General features: G+C 41.0%; 16 protein-coding genes. 12 read left to right on the top strand and 4 right to left on the bottom strand.

The features are described from left to right. Window positions 1–108: 108 nt before the first annotated feature. The 3 genes from B9A58_RS10210 to B9A58_RS10200 are packed head-to-tail and all read left to right on the top strand — an operon-like array spanning window position 109 to window position 2166. Window positions 109–993 carry a hypothetical protein gene (locus tag B9A58_RS10210; RefSeq protein WP_084372746.1) on the top strand — a complete coding sequence of 295 codons (885 nt, stop codon included), beginning with the start codon at window positions 109–111 and terminating at the stop codon, window positions 991–993. After that, on the top strand, window positions 990–1421 hold the full coding sequence (locus tag B9A58_RS10205) for a pyrimidine dimer DNA glycosylase/endonuclease V (protein ID WP_084372745.1): 432 nt from the start codon (window positions 990–992) through the stop codon (window positions 1419–1421). Before B9A58_RS10210 ends, B9A58_RS10205 begins: the two co-directional genes overlap by 4 nt. 10 nt (window positions 1422–1431) lie before the next feature. Further along, window positions 1432–2166: a dienelactone hydrolase family protein gene (locus B9A58_RS10200; protein ID WP_084372744.1), complete on the top strand. Its 735-nt coding sequence runs from the start codon at window positions 1432–1434 to the stop codon at window positions 2164–2166. A 136-nt stretch (window positions 2167–2302) separates the two neighbouring features. Here the strand turns inward: B9A58_RS10200 and glmM are convergent, their stop codons facing one another. After that, the gene (gene glmM, locus B9A58_RS10195; RefSeq protein ID WP_084372743.1) at window positions 2303–3700 is read right to left on the bottom strand and encodes a phosphoglucosamine mutase; all 1398 of its coding nucleotides are present in this window, start codon (window positions 3698–3700) and stop codon (window positions 2303–2305) included. Between the two features lie 144 nt (window positions 3701–3844). Continuing rightward, window positions 3845–4072 carry a hypothetical protein gene (locus B9A58_RS10190; RefSeq protein ID WP_084372742.1) on the bottom strand — a complete coding sequence of 76 codons (228 nt, stop codon included), beginning with the start codon at window positions 4070–4072 and terminating at the stop codon, window positions 3845–3847. Between the two features lie 84 nt (window positions 4073–4156). Between B9A58_RS10190 and mazG the strand changes: the two genes are divergently transcribed. From mazG to B9A58_RS10160, 6 genes are all read left to right on the top strand, one after another. Then, the gene (gene mazG, locus B9A58_RS10185; protein WP_084372741.1) at window positions 4157–4960 is read left to right on the top strand and encodes a nucleoside triphosphate pyrophosphohydrolase; all 804 of its coding nucleotides are present in this window, start codon (window positions 4157–4159) and stop codon (window positions 4958–4960) included. Between the two features lie 64 nt (window positions 4961–5024). Continuing rightward, on the top strand, window positions 5025–5513 hold the full coding sequence (gene ispF / locus B9A58_RS10180) for a 2-C-methyl-D-erythritol 2,4-cyclodiphosphate synthase (RefSeq protein ID WP_084372740.1): 489 nt from the start codon (window positions 5025–5027) through the stop codon (window positions 5511–5513). After that, window positions 5506–6198: a tRNA (5-methylaminomethyl-2-thiouridine)(34)-methyltransferase MnmC2 gene (mnmD, locus tag B9A58_RS10175; protein WP_084372739.1), complete on the top strand. Its 693-nt coding sequence runs from the start codon at window positions 5506–5508 to the stop codon at window positions 6196–6198. The genes ispF and mnmD overlap by 8 nt, the downstream gene beginning before the upstream one ends. A 100-nt stretch (window positions 6199–6298) precedes the next feature. Beyond that, window positions 6299–7639 carry a Trk system potassium transporter TrkA gene (gene trkA, locus B9A58_RS10170; protein WP_084372738.1) on the top strand — a complete coding sequence of 447 codons (1341 nt, stop codon included), beginning with the start codon at window positions 6299–6301 and terminating at the stop codon, window positions 7637–7639. Continuing rightward, window positions 7636–9093, top strand: a complete 1458-nt coding sequence (locus B9A58_RS10165) for a TrkH family potassium uptake protein (protein WP_084372737.1) — start codon at window positions 7636–7638, stop codon at window positions 9091–9093. Before trkA ends, B9A58_RS10165 begins: the two co-directional genes overlap by 4 nt. 6 nt (window positions 9094–9099) lie before the next feature. Continuing rightward, window positions 9100–10197, top strand: a complete 1098-nt coding sequence (locus tag B9A58_RS10160; protein WP_245827056.1) for a prolipoprotein diacylglyceryl transferase — start codon at window positions 9100–9102, stop codon at window positions 10195–10197. 54 nt (window positions 10198–10251) lie between these two features. Here B9A58_RS10160 and B9A58_RS10155 read toward each other — a convergent pair whose 3' ends face one another. Further along, entirely contained in the window at window positions 10252–11355 is a 1104-nt protein-coding gene (locus B9A58_RS10155; RefSeq protein WP_084372736.1) for a hypothetical protein, read from the bottom strand. A gap of 414 nt (window positions 11356–11769) precedes the next feature. Between B9A58_RS10155 and cmk the strand changes: the two genes are divergently transcribed. Together cmk and B9A58_RS10145 are read left to right on the top strand one after the other, a co-directional pair. Next, window positions 11770–12453 (top strand): (d)CMP kinase, encoded by a 684-nt coding sequence (gene cmk / locus B9A58_RS10150; protein ID WP_084372735.1) that lies wholly within the window; start codon window positions 11770–11772, stop codon window positions 12451–12453. 42 nt (window positions 12454–12495) lie between these two features. Next, window positions 12496–13392 (top strand): 4-hydroxy-3-methylbut-2-enyl diphosphate reductase, encoded by an 897-nt coding sequence (locus B9A58_RS10145; RefSeq protein WP_084372734.1) that lies wholly within the window; start codon window positions 12496–12498, stop codon window positions 13390–13392. Window positions 13393–13467: 75 nt separating this feature from the next. Here the strand turns inward: B9A58_RS10145 and B9A58_RS10140 are convergent, their stop codons facing one another. Continuing rightward, window positions 13468–14334 (bottom strand): hypothetical protein, encoded by an 867-nt coding sequence (locus B9A58_RS10140; protein WP_176214745.1) that lies wholly within the window; start codon window positions 14332–14334, stop codon window positions 13468–13470. 92 nt (window positions 14335–14426) lie between these two features. On the opposite strand from B9A58_RS10140, the gene B9A58_RS10135 reads away from it, so the two are divergent. Next, a complete protein-coding gene (locus B9A58_RS10135) occupies window positions 14427–15782 on the top strand; it encodes a Na(+)-translocating NADH-quinone reductase subunit A (RefSeq protein WP_084372732.1) in 1356 nt (451 codons plus the stop codon).

The following is a 15782-nucleotide window of genomic DNA, read 5'->3' as shown; positions in this document are numbered from 1 at the left end:
AGGTCCCGATTTTATCGGAACTTTTTTTATTCTTTCGTATCAGTAGGGATTCAGGACTGCTGTCCTTTTATATATTTGAGGATGATTGTGTAACAAATCTGCTGATTCATGAGGGCATTAGTGCTATTTTTCTTTTTGATTTTATTCCAAAATTTTGTTTTTGCACAGGACAGTCTGGTGCTGAAAACAGGTGAACGAATACCCTATACCCGAATGGCAGTCTTGGAAGATCAGGTCGAGATCAAACATGAGGTGACCAAGGAATTTCATGCCTTCCCGTACGATGCGGTATACGGATATAGTGAAGGAATGAAAGAAAAAACCTATTTTTTCAAGCAAAACCCAGAGACGGAAGGTGGTAATGATTACTTGGTAGTGAGGCGACTTTGTGTTGGGAATCTATCCTTGTTCGAAGGGACAGGCAATAACCAAAGCCTTTATATGGAAAAAGGCGAACGGCTCGAAAAAGTCTTTGAGGTGACCGAGTCCAAGTCAGAAAAATTACAGCGATTAGAGATACTGAAGTCATTTGTAAACGACGATGCAGAGTCAATGGCCTACATTACTGCTTCTGGCTTTAAGTTTAAATGGAAGGAGATTGAAACAGTTGTGGAGTATTACAATAAGCGCAACTTTGATGAAGCCTCTTCAAGCAGTGCGGATGTTGTGGGTACAGTCTACCTCTACAGGACACAGTTTCAAAAAACCAAAGACCGGATTGTGATCAAAATGAATGGAGAAGATCATGACTTGTATCTCGAAGATTTTATCATGTTGGAAATGCCTATTGATTATGCCAGCAAGCTGTATCTAAGAGATTCTAACATTCGCAGTACGCATGTCATGTCAGGAGAGCTGGAAGAGCAATATTTTGAAATTTTATATGATGCGAAAACCAACACTTTCCGATTTGATAAAAAGGAGGGTACAGAACTCCAATATGAATTTTATAAAATTCGTGATAAGGTAGGCAAAAAAATCACTCACGATTGAGAATTTGGTCTATACATCCAAGATACCTAGACGCAAAGGGCCTAGTGGCGCTCTGGAGAGAAACATTGCTAGCCAAGCATGTCCTTGAGGGTAAAACCAAGGGCTATAAAAACCATCCACAGCTTATCAGATTTAAAGCATTGGAAGACCCACTTGCGGGCATAAACCTATACCTGAAACACGTATTTGATGAAGCCTGTCAGAGAGGATATAATTTCGATTCTACAAAATTTTCTAACCAGATTGGTTTGAAACAGATTTCAGTTACTACTGGACAAATGACTTTTGAGAAAGAGCACCTTTTGAGAAAGTTAGAAATTAGGGATATGATTAAATTCAATGAATACAAAGTTGTTTCCATTTTTGATCAGCATCCTATATTTAAAATAGTCGAGGGCGATATTGAACCTTGGGAAGTAATCACTTAACGTCAACAAAATGATCCGATCAGAAAAACTAACTTATCAAGACCCCAAGTCAAACCACATATATGAGGGAGTCATTTGCTGGGATGATTCAACAGAACGAAAGAAACCAGGTGTTTTAGTCGCTCACACGTTCAAGGGCCAGTCAGATTTTGAGGTGGAGAAAGCGAAAAAATTGGCTAAACTCGGATACGTAGGGTTTGCCTTGGATATGTATGGGCAAGGCAATCGAGCCAATACACCTGAGGATGCAGACGCCTTAATGCAGCCTTTTTTAGATGACAGGTCACTTCTGTTGAACAATATACTCTTAGCATTTGACACCTTGAAGAAACATGCTCAAGTGGACGAGACAAAGTGTGGAGGAATTGGTTTTTGTTTTGGAGGCAAGTGTATGCTGGATATGGCACGGTCGGGAGCTGATATCAATGGAGTAGTAAGCTTTCATGGCATTTATGATCAGCCAGGGCTGAAACACACAGGGGATGTCAAAGCTTCTATCCTTGTGCTACATGGATGGGAAGACCCACTGGCAAAACCAGACAGTACAGTAGCATTGGGGCATGAACTCACAGAGCGAAATGCCGATTGGCAGATATTGGCTTTTGGTCATACGGGTCATTCATTCACTAATCCAAAGGCAAATTTTCATGACAAAGGCATGTTTTATCAGGAGGCATCTAATAGACGGGCCTGGCAGGCCATGGTCAGTTTCTTTGAAGAGGTTTTTGCGAAAAAAATCAACTAACAACGCCATCATCGCCTTTGCTTGTCAAAGCGATCTGTTGGTTAAAGTTTGAATACACGAGAGACCATCTGCTACCCGCAGTGGATTGCCGGGATGAATTCTCCTATGTCAACTTCACCAGGCAATGACGGATGAGCTAATCCTCTACCTTCTCCGTCACAATCTCTTTGATGTCCATGATTAATTTTTTAGCCATGGCATCTGCCGTATTTCTAGAATCAGATTCTGCATAGATTCTGATAATAGGTTCTGTATTTGATTTTCTTAAGTGTACCCACTCCTTGTCAAACTCTATCTTCACACCATCTTCCGTATTGATGGGCTGCTTGGCGTATTTGTTTTTCACTTCCTCTAGCACCAGATCCACATCAATCTCAGGGGTCAGATCTATCTTGTTTTTAGAGATATGATAATTAGGATACATCGCTCTTAGCAAAGAAGCCGATTTTCCAAATTTGGCCAAATGAGTTAAGAAAAGTGCTATTCCGACTAGTGCATCACGACCGTAGTGCAATTCTGGAAAAATAATTCCACCATTGCCTTCGCCGCCAATGATGGCGTTAGTCGCTTTCATTTTATTTACCACATTCACTTCTCCAACAGCAGACGCTTCGTATGAGCCCCCAGCTCTTTCTGTCACATCGCGAAGTGCGCGCGTAGAGGACATATTTGAGACTGTGTTACCAGGCCTGTTTTTCACCACATAATCAGCAATGGTTACCAAGGTATATTCTTCACCATAAGGTTCACCATTGTCTCCTACGAATGCCAAGCGATCCACATCAGGATCTACCACAATACCTAAATCCAAATGCCCACCTTCTACTTCATTGCAGATGTGTGTAATATTCTCAGGAAGAGGCTCTGGGTTGTGTGGAAATAACCCATTAGGCTCACCAAAGAAGACCTTATAGTCAGTTACCCCAAGTTTCTCCAACAACTTTGGAATGGCAATTCCACCAGTTGAGTTAACGGCATCCACACCAATTTTGAACTTTCTATTTTTAATGGCTTCTACATCCACTAAATCCAACGCTAAAATTTTGTCGATGTGATAATCAATGTAAGTGTCATTTTGCTCGTACTTTCCAAGATCTTTAGAAAGCGCAAATTCTATCTCACCAGAGTCCGCTAATTCCAATATTTTTTCGCCTTCAGCGGCAGAAATAAATTCTCCCTTTGAGTTGAGGAGCTTTAGCGCATTCCATCCATTAGGATTATGACTGGCGGTGATAATAATACCACCTCCTGCGTTTTCGGCGGGTACTGCCATTTCCACTGTTGGCGTTGTGGATAGACCCAAGTCCACCACGTCTATGCCTAATCCTTGTAAGGTGCCTGAAGCTATTTTAGTAATCAACTCCCCAGATGGGCGAGCATCTCGGCCTATTACTACTTTATTGATTCCAGAATTCTCCTTGGCCCAGTGTCCGAATGCTGCGGCATATTTTACCACGTCATTTGGTGTAAGGGATTCTCCTTCTTTGCCACCTATGGTGCCTCTGATTCCAGATATTGATTTAATTAAAGTCATCTATTTGATGTATAAGTTTTTGGGGAGCGCAAAAGTAGACAAACCATTGATATTCAAAAATGTCTTTCGAATTTTTGCCTAGGCACCCGTTGATACGTGTTAATAATTACTTTTTAGAAATGCTGGTTGTCGTTTTTCGACAGATTAAAATTTACTCATGACCTTATCTACTTCGTTGTCTGGGTTGCCACAAGCCTCCCCGGCTGCTACCGTTTTTCCACAATAGCCACAAGCTTCTCCTTCTTTATTGAGATATGGGTTTTGTGAAGCACAAGTGCCTTTGAATTCTCCATTTTTCAAAAAAATGAGTCTTACGCTCATGAATATGAAGAATATAGCCACAAATCCAATTCCTAATAATATAGTAGTCATATTTTCAAAAGTTGAATGCAAATTTATACATTAAAGCCAATAGCTTTGCCAAAAGTTCCACTTTAATGATTCAAATCATTTTTCATGCCCAACGCAAAAAGCAAGCCAGATCATAACCGTTCAGCCAAATTGGCCGCATTTGACAGACTCCTGACTGTCATGGACGAACTGAGGGAGAACTGTCCTTGGGATATGAAGCAGACGCTGGCGTCTATTCGACACTTGACTATAGAAGAGACTTATGAGTTGTCAGATGCTATTTTAGAGAACGACCTTCAAGAGGTAAAAAAGGAAATTGGGGATATTATGTTGCACATGGTGTTCTACTCTCGAATTGCTTCTGAGACCAATGATTTTGATGTAGCGGATGTTTTGAACGGCATCTGTGAAAAGCTGATCCATCGTCATCCCCATATATATGGAGATACTGAAGTCAAGAACGAAAAAGAAGTCAAAGAGAATTGGGAAAAATTAAAACTCAAGGAAAAAGGCAATGTGTCCGTGCTAGGAGGTGTGCCAAAATCTTTGCCAGCTATGGTAAAGGCCATGCGCATACAGGAAAAAGCGAGAGGGGTAGGTTTTGACTGGGATAATCAAAATCAGGTCTGGGACAAAGTGCATGAGGAATTAGACGAGTTTAAAGCCGAAGTAGAAAAAGACGATCAGGAAAAAGCCAGAGACGAATTTGGAGATTTACTTTTCTCTCTGGTCAATTATTCGAGATTTGTAAATATCGACCCAGAAGAAGCACTTGAACGCACAAACAAAAAATTCATCAAAAGATTTCAATACCTAGAATCTGAAAGCAAAAAGGACGGCAAAACAATGGGTGAAATGACCCTGGCCGAAATGGATGAATATTGGGAGAAAGCAAAGACAATTAGATAATTACCTAATTTGAAAATGTGTTAATTATCTAATTGACTCATCTTCAAGTTTTCAAATTGAAACAATGAAACCAAACATAAGAGTAGGCTACGGATACGACGTACATCAACTGGCGGAAGGGCACCCGTTTTGGCTAGGAGGAATAGAAGTACCACATACGCATGGGGCAGTGGGTCATTCTGATGCAGATGTGCTCATTCATGTGATTTGTGATGCCCTACTTGGTGCAGCCAATATGCGCGACATTGGGTTTCATTTTGCCGATACAGACCCAAAATTCAAAGGCATTGACAGCAAAATTCTTTTGGCTGACGTGATGAAACTCATACGTGAGGCCAATTATGAAGTGGGCAATGTGGATTGCACCATTTGCTTACAAAGACCAAAAATAAACCCACACATTCCTGAAATGAAAAAGGTCTTGGCAGAAGTGATGGAAGTAGAACAAGATGACGTTTCCATCAAAGCCACAACCACAGAAAAACTAGGATTTGTAGGAAGAGAAGAAGGAGTTTCTGCCCATGCAGTGGTCTTAATTTATAAAAATGTCTGACATCAGAGTCATTGAAACCCGTGATGGATCGTCTTCACTGCTCATTCCCGAAATGAATGAAACGTATCACTCCACCCATGGAGCGATTACAGAATCCGAATATGTATTCTTAAAAATGGGATTGGATCACTTTCGTGATAAGCACCCAGAGCAAAAAGAGATCAGCATTTTAGAAATAGGATTTGGAACTGGACTCAATGTGTGGTTAACGGCTTTGGCAGTAGAAAACAGTGGCCTTAAAATCAATTTTTTTTCCATTGAAAAGTATCCATTAAAGCCTGAATTGATTGAAAAGCTTAATTATAAAGACAAAAGGAAATCTGATGGCGCTAGATCCTTATTTGCCAAGGTTCATGAAGTAGAATGGGAAAAGCAATGTGAAATATCCCAAGCATTTAGTTTAACTAAAATCCAAACTGACATTGCCACATTCAGTCCTGATCGCGAAAGTTATGACTTGATTTATTTTGATGCTTTTGCCCCATCCAAGCAGCCAGAAATGTGGTCTCAGGAAGTGCTGAGTAAAATGCATGAACTATTGAAACCAAATGGTGTCTTTGTAACCTACTGCGCGCAGGGGCAGTTCAAAAGAGACCTGAAAGCTGTTGGTTTTGACACGGAAGAGTTGGATGGTCCTCCTGGCAAAAAGGAAATGACCAGAGGCACTAAAATGGCCACTAAATAATTACTCGTCGAAATTCGATCAACTAAATGAGGGATTCGTTTCACAACAGGAGGGTTTTTTTATATTTGCTAAGACCAATCGGTAAAGGGATCAGCCAGATATGAGGATAATAATAGCAGGTGCAGGGGATGTTGGGTTTCATTTGGCCAAATTACTGGCATTTGAATCGCACGACATCAACATTATCGATACAGATGATGATAAACTGCAATACATTGCCAATCACCTCGATGTACATACAACCAAAGGAAACTCTACTTCTTTCAGAACCTTGGAAGATGCACAAGTGGCAAAAGCTGATTTGCTCATAGCTGTGACCGAATCTGAAGCCACGAACATTTCTACCTCCATTATTGGAAAAAATCTAGGTGCACGAAAAACGATTGCTAGAATTACTAACACTGAGTACCTGCACAAAAAAGAAATCCTTGATCTCAAAGACATTGGCATTGATGAAATTATCTCGCCAGAATCACTGGCTGCCAAGGAGATAAAACGCTTGTTGAAGCAAACAGCCTTGACGGATTTATTTGACTTTGAAAAAGGCACTTTGTCCTTGGTTGGGATTACCATTGATGAGCAATCAGAACTGTGTGGTAAAACCTTAGTGGAGGCAGCTTATCTCAACCCTGATCATAGTTTCACGACTGTGGCCATTTTACGAAATGGAGAAACTATCATTCCTCATGGAGATAATAAATTCAAAAATAATGATCACGCTTATTTTATCTGTCAACCAGATGGTGTAGATCGTGTGCTCGACTTGGCCAAAAAGCAAAGCGAGGATATTAGAAATATCATGATCCTGGGAGGGAGTAAAATAGGTATTCAGGCAGCTCTTCAGTTGAGCAAAAAGTATAACATCAAACTGATAGAAGAGGATAGAGATAAGTGTTTTGAGCTGGCTGACACATTGCAAAACACCATGATAATAAATGGTGATGGTAGAGATGTGGAACTGCTCAAGGAGGAGGGCATTGACGATATGGACGCTTTTATAGCTGTAACTGGCAACTCTGAAACCAATATCATTTCTTCTTTGGTTGCAAAGAATCATGGAGTGGGTAAAACCATTTCTTTGGTGGAAAACATGGACTACATTCACCTCTCTCAGAATATTGGGGTGGACACCATGATCAACAAAAAGTTGATTGCGGCAAGTTTTATCTTTAGATACATTCGAAAAGGCCAAGTTGTCAATATGACCACGATCCATGGTGTAGACGCTGAGATTCTAGAGTTTGAAGTCACTGAGGGTTCTAAAATTCTCGAGCACGAATTGAGAAATTTAGAGTTTCCCAAATCAGCCATTATTGGTGGGGTGATTCGCAATGGTTTGGGGCACATCGCAAGGGGCAATTTTCACTTTGAAGTGAAAGACAGAGTAGTTGTATTGTCTAGATCAGAATGTATTAGAAAAGTAGAAGGATACTTCAAATGAGATTCAACTACAGAGTAATCTTCAATGTACTAGGGCTGCTCGTTTTGCTCAATGGCGCCTTTATGATGCTCTGTATTCCTTTCAGCCTGCACTTCAAAGATGGCGACTTAATACCACTGCTCAAGTCAGGAGGCATCACCATGCTCGTAGGGTATATCACCTTTGCCCTCACTAGAAAAAACAGGACCAAGGATCTCAAGAAAAAGGACGGTTATTTGATCGTAACGCTTGGTTGGCTAACTATGTCTGCCTTTGGCACCTTGCCCTATATTTTAAGTGGATCAATTCCTGATTTCACAGATGCATTTTTTGAAACCATATCTGGGTTTACTACTACAGGAGCTACTATTCTGACAGATATTGAAGCTGTAGACAAAGGGGTTTTATTCTGGCGTAGCCTCACACAATGGATTGGTGGCATGGGAATCATTGTATTAGCTGTAGCCATATTGCCTATATTAGGAATTGGTGGGATGCAGCTGTTTGTGGCAGAAGCGCCTGGAATTACTCCAGACAAATTGAAACCAAGAATTACAGAAACGGCCAAGCGCCTTTGGCTGATATATGTGGGACTGACTTTGACAGAAATGCTCTTGCTGTGGGCTGGTGGCATGACTTTCTATGATGCGATCAACCATGCCTTGACTACTATGGCTACTGGTGGATTCTCTACAAAAAATGCTAGTGTGGCTCATTTCCAATCTCCTTTCATTCAGTACGTCATTACCTTATTCATGTTCTTGGCAGGCACGAATTTTACTTTAACTTATTTTGGATTACATGGCAAGTTTTTGACTGTCTATCGTAATGAAGAGTTTAGATTTTACGCCACATTTTGCCTTCTTCTTACTGTCATTTGCTCTATCAGTGTATTCACACATTCCAATCAAGGCCTGGAGCAATCCTTTAGAGATGGGTTGTTTCAAGTTATTTCTATTATCACTACTACAGGTTATGTCACGGCAGATTACAGTCAGTGGGCCTCCTCAATTGTGGTATTGATGTTTGTGATGATGTTTCTTGGTGCATCAGCTGGCAGTACAGCTGGTGGTGTCAAAATCGTAAGACATATTGTACTGATTAAGAACAGCATCCTTGAGCTCAAAAGACAACTGCACCCGTCTGCCATCATACCCGTTAGGCTAAATAAAAAGGCCGTTCATCGAGACATTACTTTCAATATTTTGGCTTTTATCATGATATACATATCCATTTTTGCCGTAGGATCTGTAATTATGGCTTGGATAGGAACAGACTTTCTCACAGCTGTGGGCTCAGTGGCTACTTGTCTGGGAAATATAGGACCAGGCTTAGGTGAGGTAGGGCCTGTAGACAACTTTGCAAACATTCCAGATATAGGCAAATGGTTTTTATCTTTTTTAATGTTGCTAGGTAGACTAGAACTTTTTACTGTATTGATTTTACTGACGCCATATTTCTGGCGCAAAATATAACTAAGCATGACATCTATTCTTGATTTTATTATTTGGAGTCCAAGCCCAGAAATGTTCACTATTCCTGGCATTGATCGCGAAGTTCGCTGGTATGGACTGCTGTTCGCCATGGGGTTCATCGTGGCTCAGCAGGTCATGTATTGGATATTCAAAAAAGAAAATAAGAATCCAAAGGATGTCGATCAATTGACCATGTATTTGGTCATAGCCGTAGTAGTAGGCGCGAGATTGGGTCACTGCTTATTCTATAACCCAACATATTATTTAAGCAATCCGATAGAGATTATTAAGATTTGGGAAGGTGGACTGGCCAGTCATGGCGGAGCCATAGGGATGTTTATCGCGCTTTATCTTTTTGCCAAAAAATATGGATTTACCTATCTATGGATTTTAGATCGAGTGGCTATTGTCACTGTATTGGTTGGAGCATTTATCCGATTTGGAAACTTCATGAATTCAGAAATCATTGGACTACCTACTGGGACAGAGAGCGGGATAGTATTCTCTCGAAGTGTCGAAGACATGTTTTTAAATGGGGATGAAAGAATTGAAGAGGTCTCCTTTGAAAAAGGAGGAAAAGCCGAGACGGATAGTGCTGGTTTGGTGCCCATGACCGTAGTGCTTGAGTACAAAAGAGGAATTGATTTGGATCCAGCTACTTCCAAAAACTTTTTTGAACGTAGCATTCCAAATGCATTTGCCAGATCAAGTGGTATCGGCAAGCATATCTATTATCAGACTGGCATGGAAATGCCTTATGACTTATACAAGGAAGGTGGTGTTCAATATGCCAAAATTTATGTACTAGGAGTTCCAAGACATCCTGGACAACTGTATGAATCCATGGCCTGCATACTGATGTTTTTGATACTTGCCCATGTTTGGTATTATCACAGAGACCAGCTCAAAGAGGGCTTCCTTTTTGGTTTTTTCATGACCATGCTTTGGTCAGAAAGATTCTTTGTAGAGTTCTTTAAGGAAAACCAAGAAGCCTGGGAAGCCGACATCCCGCTCAATATGGGGCAGTGGCTGAGCATTCCTTTATTTCTTTGGGGTGTTACCTTTATGATCAAGTATTGGGGGTTTGTGAAGAAGAAAGCTTAATACCGCAAGCAGATGAAATCTCCTTCATCCACTCACGGTCAATAAGCAGTATTTTTATCTGAAGTAATATTCAAAAAAACCAGTACAGATTTCAGACGCGCCGATATAGATACCTACACCATAAGTGATATGTTTTACTGAAAGCTGGTTGATGGCGAACGGTAGACCACTGATGTTCAGCACACTAAATCCGATAGCAGTAATGATGCCTCCCGCGATAGAAACAGAAACGCTTGAGGATGCGAGGAGTATCAATGCACCCAACCCCATAATGATTAAACTGGTCACCAGCACTTTTTGTGTATTCCATACAGCTACTTTTCTACTGATGGTGAAGGCAATGATGGCAGAAAAACCAAGTAAGGCAAATGAAATATAATCACCAGCATTGCCCATGTCTGGGAAGCTAGCTTCAAAATTGGCAGGAATGTATTCCACTAAAAAAGCCTTGCCTATGCCTAGGGCTAAGCCTACAATGATTATAGCGATATAGCTTTCTACACTCACCTTTTTCACTTTGGCTTCGAGCAATTCTTTCTTCCTTGATATTACTTCATTGGAGGAGATTTTGTGGAAAATATAACCGCTCACTGAAATCAGAATTCCACCTACTATGAATGTCAAAGTATCCCCAAAGAACTGAACTAAGCCTACTACCAATGGTTCGAGTGCGTAAATCAGCTCGGTTACTAAAAACAAGAACCCCATGACGATAGGTAGTTTTTGTGCGGGTGCGAAGGCCTCAATCATAGAGTAGGCTGGGCTTATAAACAAATTCATAGAAACCAACCACAAGATGATCATGTACGGAAGAAATGGCTTCAAAGTACCTACAGGTCCAGCGCCTATAATAGAGGCAACAATCATAAAGATCATAGCTGTGGCACCAATACCTACGGTAAAAATGGTGAAGTATTTGCCGTTTTTACCTAGCAAATAATCAGCTAGTAACCCTGCCAGTGCAGGTATCATCACCAAGATAAAGGCCTTCGAAACGATCAGGAAGTCAGAGAGGTGATCAAAATTGAAATTTTCCAGAAGGATAGGTTGGTACTCGTGGTAGGCGATCCAACTGATAACCACTGATACATTTAAAGCCCCAAGGCTAAAAATTTCTGGCCACTTGATGTCGTTTGCCTTTGTTGATATAGTACTCATGCTGCTTATTGTTTGGTTAATAACGATAGAGATACGAAATGTACACCCTATCTGGATTTACAGAATAATAAAAAGGAAAATGAATTGATTTAATAGCTCGAATGAAAACACAATACCCTTAAGATACACTGTTATATATCACATCACAATCTTTGGATACTGAATTCCTTTTGTTACTATATTTGTTCAAACAAAAAATTACATGGGCTATAAACTCACTTCACGAACTTTTTCATTAATTTTAATAGGGTTGCTACTTAGTTTTGGCTCATGCAAGTCGTCTCATTATCCAAAGGAAAGAAAACCTAGAAAAATCAAAAAAGGTAAACCTATTCCTTGCCCAATTAAAGACTGCTAAAAGCCACTAGCATCCAAAATTTATTGTCTCATTAATCCACTTGAGCTAAACATCTCATGAGAAAAATTATCATCGCCATAGACGGCTATTCGGCTTGCGGCAAAAGTTCAACAGCAAAGCGTGTAGCAGCTGCGCTCAATTACGGATATGTAGACACAGGGGCTATGTACCGGGCAGTCACTTTATACTTCATGGAGCACTACATTGATTTGACGAATCCAAAATCTGTAAGTAAAGCACTAGGAGAGATCAGTATCACCTTTCATCACAATGATTCTACTGGACAAAATGAGACTTATCTCAATGGCCTGAATGTGGAGGAAAGAATTCGCGAGATGGAAATCTCACAGAGAGTAAGCGAGGTAGCGGCGATCAAAGCGGTCAGAGAGGCCATGGTGAAGCAGCAGCAAAAGATGGGAAAGTCAAAAGGCGTGGTCATGGATGGCAGGGACATAGGTTCGGTAGTTTTTCCCAATGCAGAGTTGAAAATTTTTATGAATGCCGATTTTGACGTTCGTGCAGAACGTAGACAAAAGGAGCTATTTGATAAAGACAATTTGGTGGATTTGGATGAGGTGAAAGAGAACCTAAGAAAACGGGACAAAATCGACACCACTAGAGCAGAGAGCCCACTGATTCGGCCTGTGGACAGTGTGGAGGTAGATACCACACACATGTTTTTAGAAGAACAAGTAGATCACATCGTACAATTGGCAACAGGCGAAAAAGTCAATAAGTAATACTTTTTACTTTAATTTTGTGCCTTATACATGATCCATTCGATGAACATAGAGATAGACAAGAATTCTGGATACTGTTTTGGTGTAGAATATGCCATAGAGATGGCGGAGGACGAACTCAATGAAAGTGGTCAGCTCTATTGTCTGGGTGATATTGTGCACAATCACATGGAAGTGGAGCGATTGGCCGCTAAAGGCCTTGTCATTATCAACAATGAAGATTTAAAAAACCTGAAGGATTGTAAAGTCCTGATCCGCGCACATGGCGAACCACCAGAGACGTATAAAATTGCTATTGAAAACAATATCGAACTGATTGATGCCTCTTGTCCTGTTGTGCTCAAACTTCAGAATCGTGTGAAGGGGTCTTTCGACCAAATGGAAGAGCAGAATGGTCAGATTGTGATTTATGGCAAACCTGGTCATGCCGAGGTGATTGGTCTCACAGGCCAGACCAAAGAAAAAGCTATCATTGTAATGGAGGATGAAGATCTGGAGCAAATTGATTTTTCACGCCCTGTTACTTTATACAGCCAAACCACAAAAAGCACCAAGGGATTCTATCGACTAAAGGAAATGATAGAAGTTCGAATAGCTGAAGCCAAAGGTCAGCAACTGGAAGTTACAGACTTCAAAGCCAACGACAGTATCTGTAGACAAGTCTCTAATCGCGAGCCTAGTATGGAGAAGTTTTCGCAAAAGCATGATGTAATCATTTTCGTAAGCGGAAAGAAAAGCTCCAATGGGCGTGCATTATATGGTATCTGTATGAATTTTAATGAACGAAGCTATTTCGTAGGAAGTGAGGAAGAAATTGATCTGGATTGGATCCAACCTTCAGATTCCATAGGCATCTGTGGTGCCACTTCCACGCCCATGTGGTTGATGGAGCGAGTGAGGAATTATATCAAAGAGCAATTCGCTTCCATGCCTGTGTAACCTGTAAAAATTGAGTTGAGATTTCGTGGTTTTCAACTTTTCCTAAGTGCTAAACTTTGGGAAAGATCATCTCCTTTACCTATTCATCTTCACCCCCAGTGAAATCTCAACGCCTTCCAAAGCGGTGACAGCATCAGGATAATCGACTGTTCTCGTTTCGATATTTCCTCCGACAAATCCTCCAGAATATTCGCCAGTAATAGCAGCTCCAGAATCCCCTTTGAGGTATTGCACTTCTGTGGTGATGGAAAATTTGTTGTTTACATGAAAAGCCAATTCTACCCCAGCCATCCAGCCAAACCCTAATTTGTTTTCTACATCCAAATCTGCATTGGTCACGTCCCAGCCTTCGTAGTCGCGGATGGCTCTGTCCATGTTGCCATAATTGATGCGCGGAGCAATGTGACCCATACCAAATCCTCCGCCAAGAAACTTGACAGACACGGCATCTGAGTCTAAAGTGATAGAAAGTTGGAGGGGCACGAGTATAGACCAATGCGGCCCTGTGAGTGGCTCATCAGATTCAAAGGCTAATCCATTCATGGGCAGGCCAGGCATGTTATATAAAGAAGCCCCAGTTTCAATGCCAAGTAAACCAAAATCTAACCCAAGTCCTCTGACAGATAGTGGACTCACAGGAGCGGAGAAGTATCCATTTTTAGGGATGATAAAAGAAGCGGAAACCCCCTGACTTTTAGCCGAAAGGCTGAAAAGGGCAAAGGCAAGTGAAGACAGTATGATTTTCTTTTTCATGGGATAAAAGTAAGATAACTCTTCGTCATTCTCCGATTCGACGGAGGAGAATTCGGGGAATCTGCCTGGGAGGAGCGCTGCCAATAGAATCATGCTGCTAGTAGAAGGGGATTGCCCAGACTTACCCATGGCAATGACAATTTTCCTATAGCATTCCGCTATTTTTTTCTCTCCGCTTTCCTTCCTCAAATACTTTTACGATAATTGCGTGCCTAGCTCATAATCATCAATTTTTTATTATTTTTGCCTCGTTTTATAAAACAGGACTTTTGCAGTAAAATATGTCTCAGAATATAAAGCTTAAGAAGGGATTCGATATCAATCTCGCAGGAAAAGCTGAAAAGAAAATCGGAGTGCTCCCACCAGCGGAGACTTACGCCATTAAACCCACAGATTTTGTAGGTATGAGCCGTCCTAAACTTCTCGTAAAGGAAGGTGACAACGTGAAGGCAGGCACACCTATCATGATCGACAAACTTGTTGAAAACGTGATGTACGCTTCACCTGTGAGTGGAGAAATCGCTGAAGTGGTAAGAGGCGCTAAAAGAAAAATTTTAGAAATTAGAATCTTGGCTGACAAAGAGGTGTCTTTCGAGTCGTTCGACAAGCACGACAATGTAAAAGAAATTTCAAAGGAAACAGCACTTGAGCAGATGACCAAAGGTGGCGTTTGGCCGAACATCATCCAACGTCCTTTTGGCGTAGTGGCTGACCCAAATGATTCTCCAAAAAACATTTTTGTATCAGCATTTGATACACATCCTTTGGCTTCGGATATGAACTATATCCTCGAAGGGCAGAAGAAATACTTTGAGGCTGGCATTAGTATTTTAGCAAAACTGACAGAAGGCAAAGTGCACGTAAATGTGAGTGCTGGCGATTCTTCGGATTTGTTCAAAGGATCAGAAGCTCAGGTGAACACGGTATCTGGAGTACATCCAGCAGGTAATGTTGGTGTTCAGATTCACCATCTAGCTCCAATCAACAAAGGAGAGGTTTCATGGACAGTGCACCCTTATGGAGTGGCACAGATTGGCAAACTTTTCTTAGAGGGAAAATATGACGCTTCTAAAGTGATTGCCTTGGCAGGATCTGAAGTGAAGGCTCCTCAATACTATAAGACATACACTGGTGCTGCCATCAATAAGTTGATCGAGGGTACCGTTAAGGACGGTTATGTGAGATATATCTCAGGTAATGTTTTGACTGGTAATCAGGTAAACTCTACAGGGTATTTAGGGTTCTATCACAATCAATTGACTGTAATTCCAGAGGGAGATTACTATGAATTGTTTGGCTGGATTTTGCCCACCACAAATCGTTTGAGTTTTCATAGAGCGTTTGGGTTGCTGTCTTTCCTAGGTGGAAAGAAAAAGGAATTTGTGCTTGACACCAACAACAGAGGTCAGCATAGAGCATTTGTTCAGACTGGTGCCTTTGAGAAGGTAACCCCAATGGACATTCTTCCTACTTATTTGTTGAAAGCCATCCTCGCGGAGGATTTTGATGATATGGAAGGCCTAGGTATTTACGAGGTGATCGAAGAAGATTTGGCACTTTGTGAATTTATTGACGTGTCTAAGAATGATGTTCAGGCCATTTTAAGAGAAGGACTAGATCTAGTAAAAAATAGTTAA

This window comes from Reichenbachiella faecimaris, assembly GCF_900176375.1.
GTDB lineage: Bacteria > Bacteroidota > Bacteroidia > Cytophagales > Cyclobacteriaceae > Reichenbachiella > Reichenbachiella faecimaris.
This window is presented reverse-complemented; position numbering and strand designations above follow the sequence as displayed.